Source organism: Streptomyces sp. NPDC056987 (assembly GCF_042673865.1).
GTDB lineage: Bacteria > Actinomycetota > Actinomycetes > Streptomycetales > Streptomycetaceae > Streptomyces.
This window is the reverse complement of record NZ_JBHURV010000029.1, coordinates 58,127-73,845: the sequence shown is the minus strand read 5'-3', so window position 1 is coordinate 73,845 and position 15,719 is coordinate 58,127. Positions and strand designations below refer to the sequence as shown.

General features: G+C 72.1%; 18 protein-coding genes and 1 riboswitch. Of the genes, 8 read left to right on the top strand and 10 right to left on the bottom strand.

The genetic code is table 11. The features are described 5' to 3' along the window. Window positions 1-73 precede the first annotated feature (73 nt). Complete coding sequence (locus ACFTZC_RS29030) at window positions 74-790, top strand: lysophospholipid acyltransferase family protein (RefSeq protein ID WP_382894653.1); 717 nt, start codon at window positions 74-76, stop codon at window positions 788-790. 88 nt (window positions 791-878) lie between these two features. Here ACFTZC_RS29030 and ACFTZC_RS29025 read toward each other — a convergent pair whose 3' ends face one another. The 8 genes from ACFTZC_RS29025 to ACFTZC_RS28990 form a co-directional block, all read right to left on the bottom strand. Continuing rightward, window positions 879-2,390 carry an alpha/beta hydrolase gene (locus ACFTZC_RS29025; protein ID WP_382894717.1) on the bottom strand — a complete coding sequence of 504 codons (1,512 nt, stop codon included), beginning with the start codon at window positions 2,388-2,390 and terminating at the stop codon, window positions 879-881. A 208-nt stretch (window positions 2,391-2,598) separates the two neighbouring features. Next, the gene (locus ACFTZC_RS29020) at window positions 2,599-3,420 is read right to left on the bottom strand and encodes an urease accessory protein UreD (RefSeq protein WP_382894652.1); all 822 of its coding nucleotides are present in this window, start codon (window positions 3,418-3,420) and stop codon (window positions 2,599-2,601) included. Beyond that, entirely contained in the window at window positions 3,417-4,097 is a 681-nt protein-coding gene (gene ureG / locus ACFTZC_RS29015) for an urease accessory protein UreG (RefSeq protein ID WP_382894650.1), read from the bottom strand. The genes ACFTZC_RS29020 and ureG overlap by 4 nt, the downstream gene beginning before the upstream one ends. A gap of 158 nt (window positions 4,098-4,255) precedes the next feature. Then, window positions 4,256-4,930, bottom strand: coding sequence for an urease accessory protein UreF (locus ACFTZC_RS29010; protein ID WP_382894648.1), 675 nt, complete (start codon window positions 4,928-4,930; stop codon window positions 4,256-4,258). 28 nt (window positions 4,931-4,958) lie between these two features. Then, a complete protein-coding gene (locus tag ACFTZC_RS29005) occupies window positions 4,959-6,680 on the bottom strand; it encodes an urease subunit alpha (RefSeq protein ID WP_382894646.1) in 1,722 nt (573 codons plus the stop codon). Beyond that, a complete protein-coding gene (locus ACFTZC_RS29000; RefSeq protein WP_382894644.1) occupies window positions 6,673-6,984 on the bottom strand; it encodes an urease subunit beta in 312 nt (103 codons plus the stop codon). Before ACFTZC_RS29000 ends, ACFTZC_RS29005 begins: the two co-directional genes overlap by 8 nt. Window positions 6,985-6,997: 13 nt before the next feature. Further along, window positions 6,998-7,300 carry an urease subunit gamma gene (locus ACFTZC_RS28995; protein ID WP_382894642.1) on the bottom strand — a complete coding sequence of 101 codons (303 nt, stop codon included), beginning with the start codon at window positions 7,298-7,300 and terminating at the stop codon, window positions 6,998-7,000. A 215-nt stretch (window positions 7,301-7,515) separates the two neighbouring features. Further along, window positions 7,516-7,827, bottom strand: coding sequence for a type II toxin-antitoxin system Phd/YefM family antitoxin (locus tag ACFTZC_RS28990; protein WP_382894640.1), 312 nt, complete (start codon window positions 7,825-7,827; stop codon window positions 7,516-7,518). A 114-nt stretch (window positions 7,828-7,941) separates the two neighbouring features. Here ACFTZC_RS28990 and ACFTZC_RS28985 point away from each other — a divergent pair, with 114 nt between their 5' ends. The 3 genes from ACFTZC_RS28985 (at window position 7,942) to ACFTZC_RS28975 (ending at window position 9,862) form a co-directional block, all read left to right on the top strand. Further along, window positions 7,942-8,568 carry an ATP-dependent Clp protease proteolytic subunit gene (locus ACFTZC_RS28985; RefSeq protein ID WP_382894638.1) on the top strand — a complete coding sequence of 209 codons (627 nt, stop codon included), beginning with the start codon at window positions 7,942-7,944 and terminating at the stop codon, window positions 8,566-8,568. A 6-nt stretch (window positions 8,569-8,574) separates the two neighbouring features. Then, window positions 8,575-8,883, top strand: a complete 309-nt coding sequence (locus ACFTZC_RS28980; protein ID WP_382894637.1) for a hypothetical protein — start codon at window positions 8,575-8,577, stop codon at window positions 8,881-8,883. Window positions 8,884-9,188: 305 nt separating this feature from the next. Next, window positions 9,189-9,385: riboswitch (cyclic di-AMP (ydaO/yuaA leader) on the top strand. Between the two features lie 3 nt (window positions 9,386-9,388). Further along, entirely contained in the window at window positions 9,389-9,862 is a 474-nt protein-coding gene (locus ACFTZC_RS28975; protein ID WP_382894635.1) for a C40 family peptidase, read from the top strand. A gap of 53 nt (window positions 9,863-9,915) precedes the next feature. Here ACFTZC_RS28975 and ACFTZC_RS28970 read toward each other — a convergent pair whose 3' ends face one another. Then, entirely contained in the window at window positions 9,916-10,362 is a 447-nt protein-coding gene (locus ACFTZC_RS28970; protein WP_382894633.1) for an ATP-binding protein, read from the bottom strand. Between the two features lie 256 nt (window positions 10,363-10,618). Here ACFTZC_RS28970 and ACFTZC_RS28965 point away from each other — a divergent pair, with 256 nt between their 5' ends. Together ACFTZC_RS28965 and ACFTZC_RS28960 are read left to right on the top strand one after the other, a co-directional pair. Further along, complete coding sequence (locus tag ACFTZC_RS28965) at window positions 10,619-11,476, top strand: helix-turn-helix domain-containing protein (protein WP_382894631.1); 858 nt, start codon at window positions 10,619-10,621, stop codon at window positions 11,474-11,476. An 8-nt stretch (window positions 11,477-11,484) separates the two neighbouring features. After that, complete coding sequence (locus ACFTZC_RS28960; RefSeq protein WP_382894630.1) at window positions 11,485-11,724, top strand: DUF397 domain-containing protein; 240 nt, start codon at window positions 11,485-11,487, stop codon at window positions 11,722-11,724. 11 nt (window positions 11,725-11,735) lie between these two features. Here the strand turns inward: ACFTZC_RS28960 and ACFTZC_RS28955 are convergent, their stop codons facing one another. Beyond that, the gene (locus tag ACFTZC_RS28955; protein ID WP_382894628.1) at window positions 11,736-12,941 is read right to left on the bottom strand and encodes an 8-amino-7-oxononanoate synthase; all 1,206 of its coding nucleotides are present in this window, start codon (window positions 12,939-12,941) and stop codon (window positions 11,736-11,738) included. A 143-nt stretch (window positions 12,942-13,084) separates the two neighbouring features. Here ACFTZC_RS28955 and bioB point away from each other — a divergent pair, with 143 nt between their 5' ends. Continuing rightward, the gene (bioB, locus tag ACFTZC_RS28950) at window positions 13,085-14,317 is read left to right on the top strand and encodes a biotin synthase BioB (protein WP_382894626.1); all 1,233 of its coding nucleotides are present in this window, start codon (window positions 13,085-13,087) and stop codon (window positions 14,315-14,317) included. Further along, window positions 14,310-15,719, top strand: a complete 1,410-nt coding sequence (locus ACFTZC_RS28945) for an adenosylmethionine--8-amino-7-oxononanoate transaminase (RefSeq protein ID WP_382894625.1) — start codon at window positions 14,310-14,312, stop codon at window positions 15,717-15,719. The genes bioB and ACFTZC_RS28945 overlap by 8 nt, the downstream gene beginning before the upstream one ends.

The window sequence follows — 15,719 nt, the reverse complement described above, 5'->3', positions numbered from 1 at the left end:
CGTCCTCCGGAATCCCCGTTGACCTGGGACAATGCCGTCCTGTGGCCGGTCGGGCCAGTGAGGAGCGCTCTCCTTGTTCTACTACGTCCTGAAATACGTGCTGCTCGGACCGCTGCTGCGGCTGCTGTTCCGGCCCAGGATCGAGGGTCTGGAGCACATCCCGGCCGAGGGCGCGGCGATCGTCGCCGGCAACCATCTCTCGTTCTCCGACCACTTCCTGATGCCCGCGATCATCAAACGGCGCATCACCTTTCTCGCCAAGGCGGAGTACTTCACGGGCCCCGGGGTCAAGGGGCGGCTGACGGCCTTCTTCTTCCGCAGCGCGGGGCAGATCCCGGTGGACCGCTCGGGCAAGGAGGCGGGGCAGGCGGCCATCAGGGAGGGGCTGGGGGTGCTGGCCGGGGACGAGTTGCTGGGAATCTATCCGGAGGGGACCCGCTCGCACGACGGCCGGCTCTACAAGGGCAAGGTCGGGGTCGCGGTGATGGCGATCAGGGCGGGGGTGCCGGTGGTCCCGTGCGCCATGGTCGGGACCTTCGAGATCCAGCCGCCCGGGCAGGTCCTGCCGAGGATCAAGCAGGTCACGATCAGGTTCGGCGAGCCCCTCGACTTCTCGCGCTACGCCGGGCTGGAGAACCAGAAGGCGGCGGTCCGCGCGGTCACGGACGAGATCATGTACGCGATCCTCGGGCTCTCCGGCCAGGAGTACGTGGACCGGTACGCCGCCGAGGTGAAGGCGGAGCAGGCGAAGGCCGCACCGGCCAGGACGTTCCGGCGGCCGCGTCGCTGAGAGCGGTGGCCGGCGCCGCGGGTACAGGAAGCGGGTACGGGACGAGGGCGGCCGGTCCTGTCCGGCCGCCCCCTTCACCGCGTACGCCCTACGGTTTGGGTGTGGCGTGCGGGGCGCACGTCACGTCCGCGCGGTCCAGCGCGCCCGTCAGGAGGTAGGACTTCACCCGGTCGTTGATGCATGGGTTCACCAGGTTGGTGATGCCGTGCGAACCGGCGTCGCGCTCGGTGATCAGACGCGAGCCCTTGAACCGCTTGTGCAGTTCGACGGCGCCGCCGTACGGGGTGGCGGCGTCCCGGGTGGACTGGGTGATCAGCACCGGCGGCAGCCCCTTACCGGTCTTCACCTCCACCGGGGTCTGCTGCTTGACGCCCCAGGTGGCGCACGGCAGGTTCATCCAGGTGTTGGACCAGGTGAGGAACGGGTGGTCGCGGTGGAGCCGGGTGGTGTCCCGGTCCCACCTCTGCCAACTGGTGGGCCACTTGGCGTCGGTGCACTCGACGGCGGTGTAGACCGCGTTGCCGTTCTCCGACTTGGCGTTGCCCACGGTGTCGGAGAGGTCGGGCGAGCCGGCGTCGATGAGCGGCTGCGGGTTCCCGGCGACGTACTCGCTCCAGAGGGTGGCGGTGGGCACCCAGGAGGAGTCGTAGTACGGGGCGCTCTGGAACACACCGAGCAGTTCGGCGGGTCCGACCACACCGCCGAGCGGGCTCTTCTTGGCGGCGGCGCGCAGCGTGTCCCACTGCTTACGCACCTTGGCCGTGGTGTCACCGATGTGGAAGGTCGCGTCGTTCTTGGCGACCCACTCCAGCCAGTCCGTGAAGCGGGTCTCGAAGGCGACGTCCTGGTCCAGGTTGGCCTGGTACCAGATCTTCTCCTTCGACGGGTTGACCACACTGTCGACGACCATGCGGCGCACATGGGTCGGGAAGAGCGTGCCGTAGACCGCGCCGAGGTACGTACCGTAGGAGACGCCCAGGTAGTTGAGCTTCTTCTCGCCCAGGGCGGCCCGGACGACATCCAGGTCACGTGCGGTGTTGGGGGTCGTCATGTGCGGCAGCATCCAGCCGCTGCGCTCCTTGCAGCCGTCCGCGTACTCGGCCGCCAGCTTGCGCTGGGCACGCTTGTCGGCCTCGCTGTCCGGGACGGGGTCGGCCTTGGGGGCCTTGACGAACTCCTGCGGGTCGACGCAGGAGATGGGCGTCGAGCGGCCCACACCCCGCGGGTCGAAGCCGACGAAGTCGTACGCCTTGGCGGCATCGGCCCAGATGGCGTTCTTGGTGACGACGCGCCGGGGGAAGGCCAGACCGGAGCCGCCGGGGCCTCCGGGGTTGTAGATCAGGGCGCCCTGGCGTTCGCTCGGGGTGCCGGTGGAACCGATCCGGTCGACGGCGATCCTGATCTGCCTGCCGCCGGGGTGGGCGTAGTCGAGCGGAACGCTGACGTAGCCGCACCGGATGGGCTTCTCCAGCGCCCAGTCGGCCGGGCAGTCCTGCCAGTCGATGCCCTTCTTCGCGGCCCGCTCGGCGGCGATCTGCACGCCCTTGGCCGCCGGGTCGCTCTGGTTCCGTCCGTCGGCGGTCGCCGCCGGAGCCGCCATGGCGCCCGCTATGAGCGTGCCGGCCAGCAGTGTGCCTGCCGAGCCGAGCGCTGCGGTGCGTCTCACGTGGTACCTCCCCCTCTTGTCGCGCCGCCCGCGCGGCGCTGTTACGTGCGAGCTCCCCGGATCCTTTCGCCTGTGAGCTTGCCGAGAACAGGCCGGACGGGGATTTCTTTACCCAACCAATAACCGGTGAGTGGAGTTCCGCTCAGCGGTACACGGTAGCGGCGGTGTTGCGCGGCACGCCGCCGGGCGGTCCGGCTCCCGGGCCGCCTAGCGGGCCGCCGGGCAGGCCGTCGAGCAGTTCGTCCAGCGCCTCGTCGAGGAGCCGGCGCAGCAGCAGCGCGTCCGGTGCGAGGGCGGTGACGAGCGCGCCGGGACCGGCGAGCGGGGTGCGTACGGCGGTGTCGCCCAGCAGCCGCGGCGGTACCGGCCGCTCTTCGAACCCGGGTGCCACGACGAGGAGTTGCCCGACCGCCCGGTGGCCGGCCAGGACCGCGGGGCCGTCCCAGCCGGCCGGTGCGCCGGGGCCGCAGGCGAGTTCCTGGTCGAGGAGCGCCCGGCCCGCGCGACGTACCGTGAGCCGGCTGAAGAGGGTGCCGGGGGTCTCGCCGTGGCGGCCGAGTACCTGCTCCTCGCGGAGCACCAGGACGGCGGTGGGGGCCAGTTCGACCCGGGTCCGCATGCGCAGCTCGCTGCCGTACGCCGAGATGAGCTGCTCGGGCAGCCAGCGCAGCTCCGCCCCGTCCCCGACGGTCAGCCGCACGTCGTAGTGGGCGGGTCCGGGCACGGCGCCGGGCAGGGCGACGGTCGCGGCGGCGCTGTCGACGGTCAGCGTGGCGCCGTCCCGTACCTCGGCCTCGACGGTGAGCCGGTCGCCGCCGAGGGGGCCGCTCATGGCGCCGACGACGGTGACGCGGCTGCCGGGGCCGGTGGCGCGGGTACGGCGCGGCGCGAGGGGCCCCTCGCCGGTCAGTACGGGCAGTCCGGCGCGGGTGGCGACGATCCTGGCGGTGGCGCGGACGCTCATGCGGTCCAGTCGGCGAGCCGGCCGAGCACCCAGTCGGTGACGGGCCCGACGCCGTCCTCACTCTTCAACGAGGTGAAGGCGACAGGGAGTTCGCCGCGCTGTTCCTTGGCGTCGCGGGCCATCCGGCCGAGGTCGGAGCCGACGTACGGGGCGAGGTCGGTCTTGTTGACGACCAGGAGGTCGGCGGTGGTGACACCGGGGCCGCCCTTGCGCGGGATGTCGTCGCCGCCCGCCACGTCGATGACGAAGATCTGGGCGTCCACGAGCCCCTTGGAAAAGGTGGCGGTGAGGTTGTCACCACCGGATTCGACCAGGATCAGGTCGAGCGGCCCCACGGTGTCCTCCAGTTCCTCGACGGCTTCGAGGTTGGCGGAGATGTCGTCGCGGATCGCGGTGTGCGGGCAGGCGCCGGTCTCGACGGCCTGGATGCGCTCGGGCGGCAGGACGGCGTGGCGCAGGAGGAACTCGGCGTCCTCGCGGGTGTAGATGTCGTTGGTGACGACGGCGAGGGAGAACCGGTCGCGCAGGGTGCGGCAGAGCGCGGCGACGGTCGCCGTCTTGCCGGAGCCGACGGGCCCGCCGAGGCCGATGCGCAGGGCGCGGCGCCGTCCGTCGGGGCGTACGGCGTCGGCGGAGACGGCAGCCGCCCGGTCGGTGTGGCCGTGGTCGAGGTGCATGGTGCGGCTCCGGTGGGTGAGGGGGCGAGGAGTTCGGGGTGGGCGGGGTGACGGTCTCACGACTCGTGGCTCACGGGCTCACGACTCGTGGCTCACGGGCTCACGACTCGTGGCTCATGGCTCCATGGCTCCATGGCTCATGGCTCACGACCCACGGCTCATGAGGCGAACAGCCGGACCGGCCAGGCCGCGTGGGCCTGCGCCATGACGTCGAGCAGCGGCCCGGAGGCGGCGGGGAGCGCGCCGGTCCCCTCGGCCGCGGCCCGTTCGGCGTGGGCCGCGGCCTGTTCCGCGATGTCGTCGAGGGCGGGCGCGAGCCGGGCGAGGACGGCGGTGGCCTCGAAGGGGTCGAGCCCCAGCAGCCGTACCACCGCGGTAGTGGGGCCGCTGACGCTCTCGTACGCCGCGCAGTACGCCGCGTCCACGGGGGTGAGGCCGGCCGAGCGCGCGGTCAGGCCGAGCACGACGGGCTGGTGCGCGCCGCGCGGGCGGGCGGCGGCGAGCGCGTCCAGTTCCGGGCCCGGCCAGGTGGCGCGGGCGGCGCGCAGGAGCTGGCGGCCGAGCCTGCGGGCGGCGGCGCGCAGGGCGGGGGCGGGCGTACGGGCGTCGGCGGCCTCGTCCAGTTCCAGCGGGTCCACGCCCCGGGCCGCCGCGGCGGCGAGCGCCGCCGCGGTGAGCCCGGTGGTGGTGAGCCGTCCCCGGCAGAAGGCGGCCAGGTCTCCGGCGTCGAGGATCCGGCCCGCCTTGACGGCCGGTTCCGCGCCGCCGGAGTGGGCGTGGCCGCCGGCGGGGAACCGGCCGTCGGCGAGGACGAGCAGGGCGGCCCGGCTCATCGCGCGCTCCTCGGCATCGGGGCGCCCATCAGAAGAGGAAGTAACGCTGGGCCAGGGGGAGTTCGGCGGCGGGTGCGGGTTCGACCGGCTCGCCGTCGATGCGTACCGTGAACGTGTCGGCGTCGACCTCCACGCGCGGCAGCGCGTCGTTCTCCCGCATGTCGGCCTTGGTGACCCGCCGGGTGCTGCGGATCGGCGCGAACTCCTTGGTCAGGCCGAGGCGTTCGGGCAGTCCGTCCTCGATCGCCGCCTCCGCGACGAAGTTGACGGAGGTGGCCGCCGCGGCCCGTCCCAGGGCGCCGAACATCGGGCGGGGCAGCACCGGCTGCGGGGTGGGGATGGAGGCGTTGGCGTCGCCCATCTGCGCGTACGCGATCTGGCCGCCCTTGATGACGAGTTGCGGCTTCACCCCGAAGAACGCCGGGTCCCAGAGCACCAGGTCGGCGAGCTTGCCGGTCTCGACGGAGCCGACGCGCCCGTCGAGGCCCTGCGCGACCGCCGGGTTGATGGTGTATTTGGCGACGTAGCGGCGGACCCGGTGGTTGTCGGCGCGGCCGTCGCCGGGCAGGGCGCCGCGGCGCTTCTTCATCACGTGGGCGGTCTGCCACGTCCGCAGGACGACCTCCCCCACGCGTCCCATGGCCTGGGAGTCGGAGGAGATGATCGAGATGGCCCCGAGGTCGTGGAGGATGTCCTCGGCCGCGATGGTGGAGGGCCGGATCCGGGACTCGGCGAAGGCGAGGTCCTCGGGCACGGCCGGGTTGAGGTGGTGGCAGACCATCAGCATGTCGAGGTGTTCCTCGATGGTGTTGACGGTGTGCGGCCGGGTCGGGTTGGTGGAGCTGGGCAGGACGTACGGCTCGGAGACGACGGTGATGATGTCGGGCGCGTGCCCGCCGCCCGCGCCCTCGGTGTGGTAGGCGTGGATGGTGCGTCCGGCGATGGCGGCGAGGGTGTCGCCGACGAAGCCCGCCTCGTTCAGGGTGTCGGTGTGGATGGCGAGCTGGGCGCCGCTCTCCTCGCAGACGCCGAGGCAGGCGTCGATGACGGCGGGGGTGGCGCCCCAGTCCTCATGGATCTTGAACCCGAGTGCTCCGCCGCGCAGTTGGGCGCGCATCGCCGCGCGGGACATCGTGTTGCCCTTGCCGAGCAGCCCGATGTTGACGGGGAAGGTCTCCAGCGCCTCGAACATCCGGGCGAGGTGCCAGGCGCCCGGGGTGACGGTGGTGGCCTTGGTGCCCTCGGCGGGTCCCGTGCCGCCGCCGACGAGGGTGGTGATTCCGGACGAGAGCGCCTGGTCCACGACGGTCGGTGAGATGAAGTGGACGTGCGCGTCGATCGCCCCGGCGGTGACGATCCGCCCGTTGCCCGCGATGATCTCGGTCTCGGGGCCGATGACCAGGTCGGGGTGGACCCCGTCCATGGTGTCGGGGTTGCCGGCCTTCCCGATGCCGGTGATCAGGCCGTCCCGGATGCCGATGTCGGCCTTGACGACGCCCCAGTGGTCGATGACGACGGCGCCGGTGATCACGGTGTCGGGCGCGCCCTCCGCCCGGGTCGTACGGGCCTGGCCCATCGACTCGCGGATCACCTTGCCGCCGCCGAACACCGCCTCGTCCCCGGCGCGTCCGGGGCCGCCGCAGCGGTCCTCCTCGATCTCGACGAGCAGATCGGTGTCGGCGAGCCGGATCCGGTCGCCGGTGGTGGGGCCGAAGAGGTCGGCGTACGTGGCGCGGGACAGCTCAGTCATCGAGGGGACCTCCGGTCTCCCCGCGCAGTCCCGGCACGACGCGCAGACCGGCGAGGGGGACGAGTGCGACAGCGACGGGGATGCCGGGTTCGAAGCGGACGGCGGTGCCCGCGGCGATGTGGAGCCGCTTGCCCCGGGCGGCGGCCCGGTCGAACTCCAGGCCGGGGTTGGCCTCGGCGAAGTGGTAGTGGGAGCCGACCTGGACGGGCCGGTCGGCGGTGTTGACGACGGTGAGCCGGGTGACCTCGCGCCCCTCGTTGAGGGCCACGGGCTCGTCGGCGTACAGGATCTCCCCGGGGATCATCGGCGCTCCCCCGTCAGACGATCGGGTCGTGGACGGTGACGAGCTTGGTTCCGTCGGGGAACGTGGCCTCCACCTGGACGTCGTGGATCATCTCGGGGATGCCCTCCATGACGTCGTCGCGGCCGAGGACCTGACGCCCCGACGCCATCAGTTCGGCGACGGTGCGGCCGTCCCTGGCGCCTTCGAGGATGTGCGAGGTGATCAGCGCGATCGCCTCGGGGTGGTTCAGCCGCAGTCCGCGCGCGCGGCGCTTGCCGGCGACGTCCGCCGCCACATGGATGAGCAGGCGCTCCTGCTCGTGCGGGGTCAGTTGCACGCTTCCACCTCATCGTCCGGGGCCCGGGGAGAGCCGGGCGCAGCGCGATCCTAGCCAACATCAACAGTTTGTTGAACGGTGGTCGGGATACTCCCCACCCCTGGCATCGCACCGTAGGACGGAAGTTTTTCGGGCGCGTTAACGCGTGGCCGGAAAAGCCCCCGGAAGCGCCGGGCCGTATACGGCGCACCGTCCGCCCCGCGCCCCGTACGGACTCACCGGCCGGCCCCCGGAGACCGTCCACCCCCTTCCGGACGGCGGTCGGGGCGGTGCTCGGCGGCGATGCCGAACCGGCCCCGGTCGCCCGGAGCGGAGGAGAGGGGGCGGACCGAGGAGACCGAGCTGATCACCCGCTCCTCCGTCTCCGCCGGCTCACTCTCCAGCCGCTCCAGGTCAGCGGCGGAGACGAGCGCGACCAGCGGCTTCCCGTGACGGGTCACGACCACGCGCTCGCCGCCGTAGACGACGCGGTTGATCAGATCGGCGAGCTCTGCCCGGGCTTGCGTCACCGGAATCTCATAGGTCATGCTCCCATTCTAACGGCCTGTACGTCCTGTACATTTTTTACAGAGAGTCGTGCGGGTTCACCGTGCGGAGAAGCCGCGCGGACCCCGCGACCCGCCCCTGAGGAGAGGTACGCCATGCAGCGCCCTTCGACCCGATACGTCCTGCCCGAGTTCACCGAGCGGACGAGTTACGGAACCCGCACCCTCGATCCGTACTCCCGGCTCCTGGAGGACCGGATCGTCTTCCTGGGGACCGCAGTCGACGACACCGCCGCGAACGACGTGATCGCGCAGTTCATCCACCTCGAGTACGCCGCCCCCGACCGGGACATCAGCCTCTACGTCAACTCGCCGGGCGGCCCGATCAGCGCCATGGCGGCGATCTACGACACGATGCAGATCATCACCTGCGACGTGGAGACCGTCTGCCTCGGCCAGGCCGCCTCGACCGCCGCCGTACTCCTGGCGGCCGGGGCTCCCGGCAAGCGGATGGCGCTGCCCGGCGCCCGGATCGTCCTCCAGCAGCCCGCCGTCGAGGAGCCGATGCGCGGGCAGCCGTCCGATCTGCTGATCCACGCGGAGGAGTTGCTGCGGCTGCGGAGCCTGGTCACCGGGACGCTGGCGCGCCACACGGGGCGGAGTGCGGAGCGGATCGCGGACGACATCGACCGGGACACGATCCTCGACGCGCCCGGGGCCCGGTCGTACGGGCTGATCGACCATGTCGTCCAGAACCGCACGGCCTCCCCCGGCGGGCGGTGAGGGCCGGTGCTGCCACCCGAACTGCCGCCGCTGCCCGCCCTCACCCGGGCCGAGTGCGAGGTCGTCGACCACTATCTGCGGATCGTGGACCTGCTGGGCCGGATCAACCCGGCGCGCGGCACGGACACCTACGCCGCACTGCGCGCGGCGCAGGCCCTGCCCGCCCAAGTGGCCGGGCTGCGGGACGCCCTGACGGCCATGCACCAGCGGGGCGAGCGCGAGCTGTACGCGACGACGCTGGCCAGGGCGTTGCGGACGCTCGACGGGGAGCGGCGGGCCGGGCGGGTCACCCTGCCGCCCGAACAGCCGACTTGAGGGTGCGCGCCGTTCCCGTATGGCCGCGCCCATACGAGAAGAACTCGCACATTCGGCGTATGAAATGACCGGACGGAATCGGCGAGGCGAGTTGCGCGATCCGGCCGGGGCATCGCCGCGCGTGATCGTTACGCCGCAGGTACAGCCCTCATCGCCGCGCGCGACCCAGCGGCGGAATCCCCCGTCGCCACCCACACGGACCAAGGGTGACTAACTTCACATATCGTCGTTTCAGCAGGGAAATCGAGAGGTTTCTGGGTCAAGATCCCTGGGACGACAAGCCCCCGCCAGCCCTGGCGAGGCGGTCCGGGCGGACGCCGAGTCCTGCCGCCGTTCCGGATGACGGGTCGACAGGAGTGGATCGGCAGGAGTGGAGGACCCAGGCAGTACGGGACGACGCCCGTCGTGGTCGTTCCTCGGGGTGAAGCCGTTCACGCGGCCGGGCAACTTCGCCAGCCCGAACCCGACAGGTCATCCTTCACAGGCGGCTGACGAAGGGTTGCGCATGACCGCGCAGACACATGTCCCGTCTCTGCTGTCCCGGGCTGGGGCCGTATCGGCCCTCACGCTCGCCACGGTCGCCGGCACGATGCTGGCACCTGGCGCGGCGTCAGAGGCCGAGGCCGCCACGCTCAGTGTCAGGGCTCTGAAGATCGCGGAGTCGAAGAAGGGGTCCCCGTACATGTACGGCGCCACGGGGCCGCACCGCTTCGACTGCTCGGGGCTGACGCTCTACTCGTTCAAGAAAGCCGGCAAGAAGCTCGCCCGTACGGCACAGGCGCAGTACAACCAGACCCAGCACGTCTCGCCCTCCTCGCGGCGCAAGGGCGACCTGGTGTTCTTCCATTCCGGGCGGTACGTGTACCACGTCGGGATCTACGCGGGCAACGGAAGGATCTGGCACTCGCCGAAGACCGGCTCGCTGGTCCGGCTGGAGAGGATCTGGTCCAGGAGCGTCCTGTACGGCCGGGTGAGGTGAGCACGGTCGCCGGCCGCTCGGCGCCCTCGGCGGGGGCGACCTCGGCGGGGGCGCTACGGGACCGGTGCGGCCGGCGACAGCGGAACCGCCCAGGGCAGGGCGATCCAGACGGTCTTGCCGCCCTCCTCGGTCGGGGTGACCGACAGCCGCCCGCCGGCCTCGGCCGTCAGCGAGCGGATGATGACCATCCCGCGGCCGTTGTCCTGCTGCACGGCCGCGGGCAGCCGCTGGGGCCAGCGCGGATGACTGTCGGTCACCCCGATGCGCAGCCGTTCCTCGCGGTCGAGCCGTACCTCCACGGTGAACGTGGGCGACCGGCCGAAGGTGTGCTGCACGGCGTTGGTCGCCAGCTCCGAGACGATCAGCCGGACCGTGTCCGCCGTGGCCGCCTCCTCCGGCAGCCCCCAGCCGGTCAGGAGGTCCGCCACATATCGTCGGGCGGTGGGCACCGAGGCGGGCTCGCTCGGCAGGGTGATGGATGCTTCCTGGTGGTCGGCCATGGCGACGCTGTCCCTTTCCCGCCGGACCGGACTCCGGCACAGCTGATGACTGCGCGGACGGCCTCGGACCGTGCTGCGCGACAGCCTGCCACTGATCGCACCATCCGCACCTCCGATCCACCGAGATCTGCATATATCTGTCGCTCAAAGCGGTGAACTCTGCAACGCGAGACCGTATTTGGGCGCCGGAAAGATAACTTCTCCGCCTTGACGCCGTTCGGCGTGACGGAGAAGTACGCGGAGAGGGGATTCGGCCATGCGGCATATTCCGGTGGTACGTCGGCAGCGGCTCGGCGAGGAATTGCGCAGGCTGCGCCGGAGTGCGGGGCTCACCAGCGGTCAGACGGCGCGGCTGCTCGGCTGGCACCAGTCGAAAGTGAGCAGGATCGAAACCGGCGTCAGCGGGGTGCGGGACGGGGATCTGGCGGCGCTCCTCGACGCGCTGGGGATCGAGGACCAGCGGCTGCGCTCGCTGCTGCGGGCCCTCGCGGGCACGGCGGACGGGACGCCGGGGTGGTGGACGGCGTACAGCTCGGTCATCCCGCCCACGTACCGGGACTTCATCGCCCTGGAGACCCAGGCGAGCACCGCGCACACGCTGGAGACCTCCGTGGTGCCCGGGCTGCTCCAGACCTCGTCCTACGCCCGCGCCGTGACCAGGGCGGCGCTGACGGGGAAGCCGGACGGGACGGTGGACTCACTGGTCGATGTGCGGCTCACCCGTCAGGAGGTGCTGACGCGCGACGAGAGTCCGCTGCGTCTGCACGCCGTGATCGACGAGGCGGTGTTACGGAGAGAGGTGGGCGGTCCCGGGGTGATGCGCGATCAGCTGCGGCGGCTCACCCGCCTCGCCCGGCTTCCGCAGATTTGTCTCCAGGTGCTGCCGTTCACCGCCGGCGGCTATGCCGGGTTGACGGGACCTTTCGTCATCTTCTCTTTTCCGAACATTACCGATCTGGATTTAGTCATTCTCGACCATTTAACGAATAGCCTCTATCTGGAGCGGAAAGAGGACCTTGAGGCGTACCGCGTCGCCTTCGACGCGATGCGGGCGCACGCCCTCTCGACAGAGGATTCATTGGATCTCATCGCCGGGATCAGTGACGGCGCGTAGGGAGCATCATGTCCGCTTGCCTCGCACAGCCCCCCACCCCACATCCCGTACCCTTTTCACCCCCGCTGAGCTGGCGCCGCAGCAGTCACAGCGTCGGCGCCAACAACTGCGTGGAGTGCGCCCGGAACGACGCGGGCGCGCTGGCCGTACGGGACTCCAAAAACCTCGCCCTGCCCCAGCTGGCCTTCTCGCCCGGCGCGTGGACGTCCTTCGTCCGCGCGCTGGACGGACGGCGGACCGGGTCGTAGGGCGAAGTCCGCTAGTGCGCGTCCGGGCGCGGTGCCGCGGTCCCGGGCGCGAGGGCGACGATCGTCCGTACCGCCGCGCCGATCTGTTCCTCCGTCAGGTCGGCGCGGGCGGTCAGCCTGATCCGGGAGATGCCGTCCGGGACCGAGGGCGGGCGGAAGCAGCCCACGGCCAGCCCCGCCGCCCGGCACCCGGCCGCCCAGTCCACGGCCGCCTCGGGCGACGGCGCCTGTACGGAGACCACGGCGGCGTCGGGCCGTACGGCCGTCAGCCCCGCCCCGGTCAGCAGCCGGTGCAGCGTACGGGCGACCTCCCTGGCCCGCTCGGCGCGTTCGGGCTCCCGCCGCAGCAGCCGCAGACCCTCCAGGGCGGCGCCCGCGGCCGCGGGGGCCAGTCCCGTGTCGAAGATGAACGTCCGCGCGGCGTTGACGAGATGGTCGATCACCCTGGCCGGGCCGAGGACGGCGCCGCCCTGGCTGCCCAGGGACTTGGAGAGGGTGAGCGTCGCCACCACCCCGGGGGCCCCCGCGAGCCCCGCCGCGTCGAGGGTGCCCCGGCCGCCCGTACCGAGCACGCCCAGCCCGTGCGCGTCGTCGACGAGGAGGGCCGCGCCCCGGCCGTGGCAGACCGCCGCGAGCCCGGCGAGCGGCGCGGCGTCACCGTCCACCGAGAAGACCGCGTCGCTCACCACCAGCGCGCGCCGCCCCGGGTGCGCGTCGAGTGCCTTGGCGACGGCCTCGGGGGCCGCGTGCGGTACGACGACGGTCTCGGCGCGGGAGAGCCGGCAGCCGTCCACGATCGAGGCGTGGTTGCCGGCGTCGGAGACGAGGAGTCCGTCGCGGGCGGTGAGCGCGGTGAGCGCGGCGAGGTTGGCCGCGTACCCGGACGAGAGGACCAGCGCGGCCTCGAAACCGCAGAAGTCGGCCAGCTCCCGTTCGAGTTCGGCGTGGAGTTCGGTGCTGCCGGTGACCAGCCGGGACCCCGTGGCGCCCGCGCCCCAGCGGCGGGCGGCCGCCGCGGCGGCGCCGGTCACGCCGGGGTGCCGGGCCAGCCCGAGGTAGTCGTTGCTCGCCAGGTCCAGCAGGGGCGAGTCGGCCGGGCGCGGCCGGAGCGCCCGGACCAGCCCGGCCCGCTCGCGGCGGCGCGCCTCGCCGTCGGTCCAGTCGAAGGGGTCGGCCGGGTGCGGGAGGCCGGTCCGGTCGAGAGGATCCTGCTCCATCGGTCCCGTCCTTTTGTAGGCAGCTCACAGACCCTAGCCGTCGTCGAACCCATTTTTAGTGTGGCTATACACACACCTCGCTCCGGCGGTGTTGTGGGGTTCCTCCGTGGCCAGGACGCGCCCCGTGCGCCAGGATCGGCACCATGGATCTGCTGAACACGCTGGTGGAGAAGGGCCTGCGGCGCGAGCTGCCGACCCGCGAAGAAGCGCTCGCCGTGCTGGCGACCTCCGACGACGAGCTGCTCGACGTGGTCGCGGCGGCCGGCAAGGTGCGCCGTCAATGGTTCGGGCGGCGGGTGAAGCTGAACTATCTGATCAACCTGAAGTCCGGCCTGTGCCCGGAGGACTGCTCCTACTGTTCCCAGCGGCTCGGGTCCAAGGCGGAGATCCTCAAGTACACCTGGCTCAAACCGGACGAGGTGACCAAGGTCGCCGCCGCCGGGGTGGCGGGCGGCGCCAAGCGGGTCTGTCTGGTCGCCAGCGGCCGGGGGCCGACGGACCGGGACATCGACCGGGTCTCGCGGAGCATCGAGGCGATCAAGGAGGAGAACGGGGACGTCGAGGTGTGCGCCTGCCTCGGGCTGCTCTCCGCCGGGCAGGGTGAGCGGCTGCGGGCCGCGGGCGCCGACGCGTACAACCACAACCTCAATACGTCCGAGGCGACGTACGGCGACATCACCACCACCCACACCTACGCCGACCGGGTGGACACCGTGGAGCGGGCGCAGGCCGCCGGTCTCTCCGCCTGCTCCGGTCTGATCGCCGGCATGGGCGAGAGCGACGAGGACCTGGTCGACGTCCTTTTCTCGCTGCGCGCGCTCGACCCGGACTCGGTGCCGGTCAACTTCCTGATCCCGATGGAGGGGACCCCGCTGGAGCGGGAGTGGCACCTCACCCCGCAGCGCTGTCTGCGGATCCTGGCGCTGGCCCGGTTCGTCTGCCCGGATGTGGAGGTCCGGCTCGCGGGCGGGCGCGAGGTGCATCTGCGGACGCTGCAGCCGCTCGCCCTGCACCTGGTCAACTCGATCTTCCTCGGCGACTACCTGACCAGTGAGGGCCAGGCGGGCCAGGCGGACCTGGACATGATCGCCGACGCGGGCTTCGAGGTGGAGGGCGCGGGGGCGGCCACGCTGCCGGAGCACCGTACCGGCACCGGCGGCTGCGCACCCTGCGGTGACGGCGGCAGCGGCGGCACCTGCGGCGGATCCGGCGAGCCCGCGGAGGCCGCGAAGACCGAGAAGGCCGCGGAGGCCGCGAAGAGCGGGAAGACCCCACCGGCCGCCGGGGAAGCGGAGCAGGCTCCGCCGGGACTCCGTACGGACCTGGTCTCCGTACGGCGCAGGGGCGCCGGTACGGACCTGGCGCCCAATGCCTGAGGTGTCTTCCCCCGCCGGACCGCTCACCCCCGGACCGCTCACCGCCGACGCGCTGCTCGCCCTGGACCGCGCCCATGTCTGGCACCCGTACGGGCCGATGCCGGGCCGGACGGATCCGCTGGTCGTGGAGTCCGCCTCCGGGGTACGGCTCCGGCTCGCCGAGGCCGCGTACGGCCGGCGGGAGCTGGTCGACGGCATGTCGTCCTGGTGGTCGGCGATCCACGGCTACAACCACCCCGTGCTCAACGAGGCGGCGCGCGGCCAGCTCGACCGGATGAGCCATGTGATGTTCGGCGGGCTCACCCACGAGCCCGCCGTCCGGCTCGCGGCCCGGCTGGTCGAGATCACGCCCGAGCCGCTGCGCCATGTCTTCCTCGCGGACTCGGGCTCCGTCTCGGTCGAGGTCGCCGTCAAGATGTGCCTCCAGTACTGGCGTTCGGCCGGCCGCCCGGCCAAGCACCGGCTGCTGACCTGGCGCGGCGGCTACCACGGCGACACCTGGCAGCCGATGTCGGTGTGCGACCCCGACGGCGGGATGCACGGGCTCTGGTCGGGGGTCCTGCCCCGGCAGATCTTCGCGGACGCGCCGCCGGCCGCGTACGACGAGACGTACGCCGACGGGCTGCGCGCGCTCATCGCCCGCCACGCGGACGAACTCGCCGCCGTGATCGTCGAGCCGGTGGTGCAGGGCGCGGGCGGGATGCGCTTCCACTCCCCCGCCTATCTGCGGGTCCTGCGGGAGGCGTGCGACGCGCACGACGTGCTGTTCGTCCTGGACGAGATCGCCACCGGCTTCGGCCGTACGGGGACCCTTTTCGCCGCGGAACAAGGCGGCGTGTCCCCCGATGTGATGTGTGTCGGCAAGGCGTTGACCGGCGGCTATCTGACGATGGCCGCGACGCTGTGCACCGAGCGGGTGGCCGAGGGCATCGCCCGCGGCGAGGTCCCGGTGCTGGCGCACGGGCCGACCTTCATGGGCAATCCGCTGGCGGCGGCCGTCGCCAACGCCTCGATCGACCTGCTGCTCGGCCAGGACTGGGCGCGCGAGGTCGGGCGCGTCGAGGCGGGACTGCGCCAGGGGCTGGCGGAGGCCGCGGAGCTGCCGGGGGTACGGGAGGTACGGGTGCTGGGCGCGATCGGGGTCGTCCAGCTCGACCACGAGGTGGACCTGGCCGCGGCGACCCGCGCGGCGGTGCGCGAGGGCGTCTGGCTGCGGCCGTTCCGCGATCTAGTGTACACCATGCCGCCGTATGTGACGGGTGATGAGGACATCGCCCGGATCTGCCGCGCGGTGGTCGCGGGGGCCGCCGACGCGGCGGCCGCCCGGCGGGAGGGCGGAGCGGGGCTTGCCCAAAATGTCGGGTCCGGGGCCGGGGCGGGGATAGGGCAAAACCGAGTGTAG

What these genes read in the sequence shown, in the direction of transcription:
- ACFTZC_RS28975 (WP_382894635.1), top strand. Translation starts at nt 9,389, where the DNA reads ATGACCGCGCAGACACATGTCCCGTCTCTGCTGTCCCGGGCTGGGGCC.
- ACFTZC_RS28965 (WP_382894631.1), top strand. Translation starts at nt 10,619, where the DNA reads ATGCGGCATATTCCGGTGGTACGTCGGCAGCGGCTCGGCGAGGAATTG.
- ACFTZC_RS29025 (WP_382894717.1), bottom strand. Translation starts at nt 2,390, where the DNA reads ATGGCGGCTCCGGCGGCGACCGCCGACGGACGGAACCAGAGCGACCCG.
- ureG (WP_382894650.1), bottom strand. Translation starts at nt 4,097, where the DNA reads ATGCACCTCGACCACGGCCACACCGACCGGGCGGCTGCCGTCTCCGCC.
- ACFTZC_RS28945 (WP_382894625.1), top strand. Translation starts at nt 14,310, where the DNA reads ATGCCTGAGGTGTCTTCCCCCGCCGGACCGCTCACCCCCGGACCGCTC.
- ACFTZC_RS29000 (WP_382894644.1), bottom strand. Translation starts at nt 6,984, where the DNA reads ATGATCCCCGGGGAGATCCTGTACGCCGACGAGCCCGTGGCCCTCAAC.
- ACFTZC_RS28990 (WP_382894640.1), bottom strand. Translation starts at nt 7,827, where the DNA reads ATGACCTATGAGATTCCGGTGACGCAAGCCCGGGCAGAGCTCGCCGAT.
- ACFTZC_RS29020 (WP_382894652.1), bottom strand. Translation starts at nt 3,420, where the DNA reads ATGAGCGTCCGCGCCACCGCCAGGATCGTCGCCACCCGCGCCGGACTG.
- ACFTZC_RS28955 (WP_382894628.1), bottom strand. Translation starts at nt 12,941, where the DNA reads ATGGAGCAGGATCCTCTCGACCGGACCGGCCTCCCGCACCCGGCCGAC.
- ACFTZC_RS28970 (WP_382894633.1), bottom strand. Translation starts at nt 10,362, where the DNA reads ATGGCCGACCACCAGGAAGCATCCATCACCCTGCCGAGCGAGCCCGCC.
- bioB (WP_382894626.1), top strand. Translation starts at nt 13,085, where the DNA reads ATGGATCTGCTGAACACGCTGGTGGAGAAGGGCCTGCGGCGCGAGCTG.
- ACFTZC_RS29005 (WP_382894646.1), bottom strand. Translation starts at nt 6,680, where the DNA reads ATGACTGAGCTGTCCCGCGCCACGTACGCCGACCTCTTCGGCCCCACC.
- ACFTZC_RS28985 (WP_382894638.1), top strand. Translation starts at nt 7,942, where the DNA reads ATGCAGCGCCCTTCGACCCGATACGTCCTGCCCGAGTTCACCGAGCGG.
- ACFTZC_RS28960 (WP_382894630.1), top strand. Translation starts at nt 11,485, where the DNA reads ATGTCCGCTTGCCTCGCACAGCCCCCCACCCCACATCCCGTACCCTTT.
- ACFTZC_RS29010 (WP_382894648.1), bottom strand. Translation starts at nt 4,930, where the DNA reads ATGAGCCGGGCCGCCCTGCTCGTCCTCGCCGACGGCCGGTTCCCCGCC.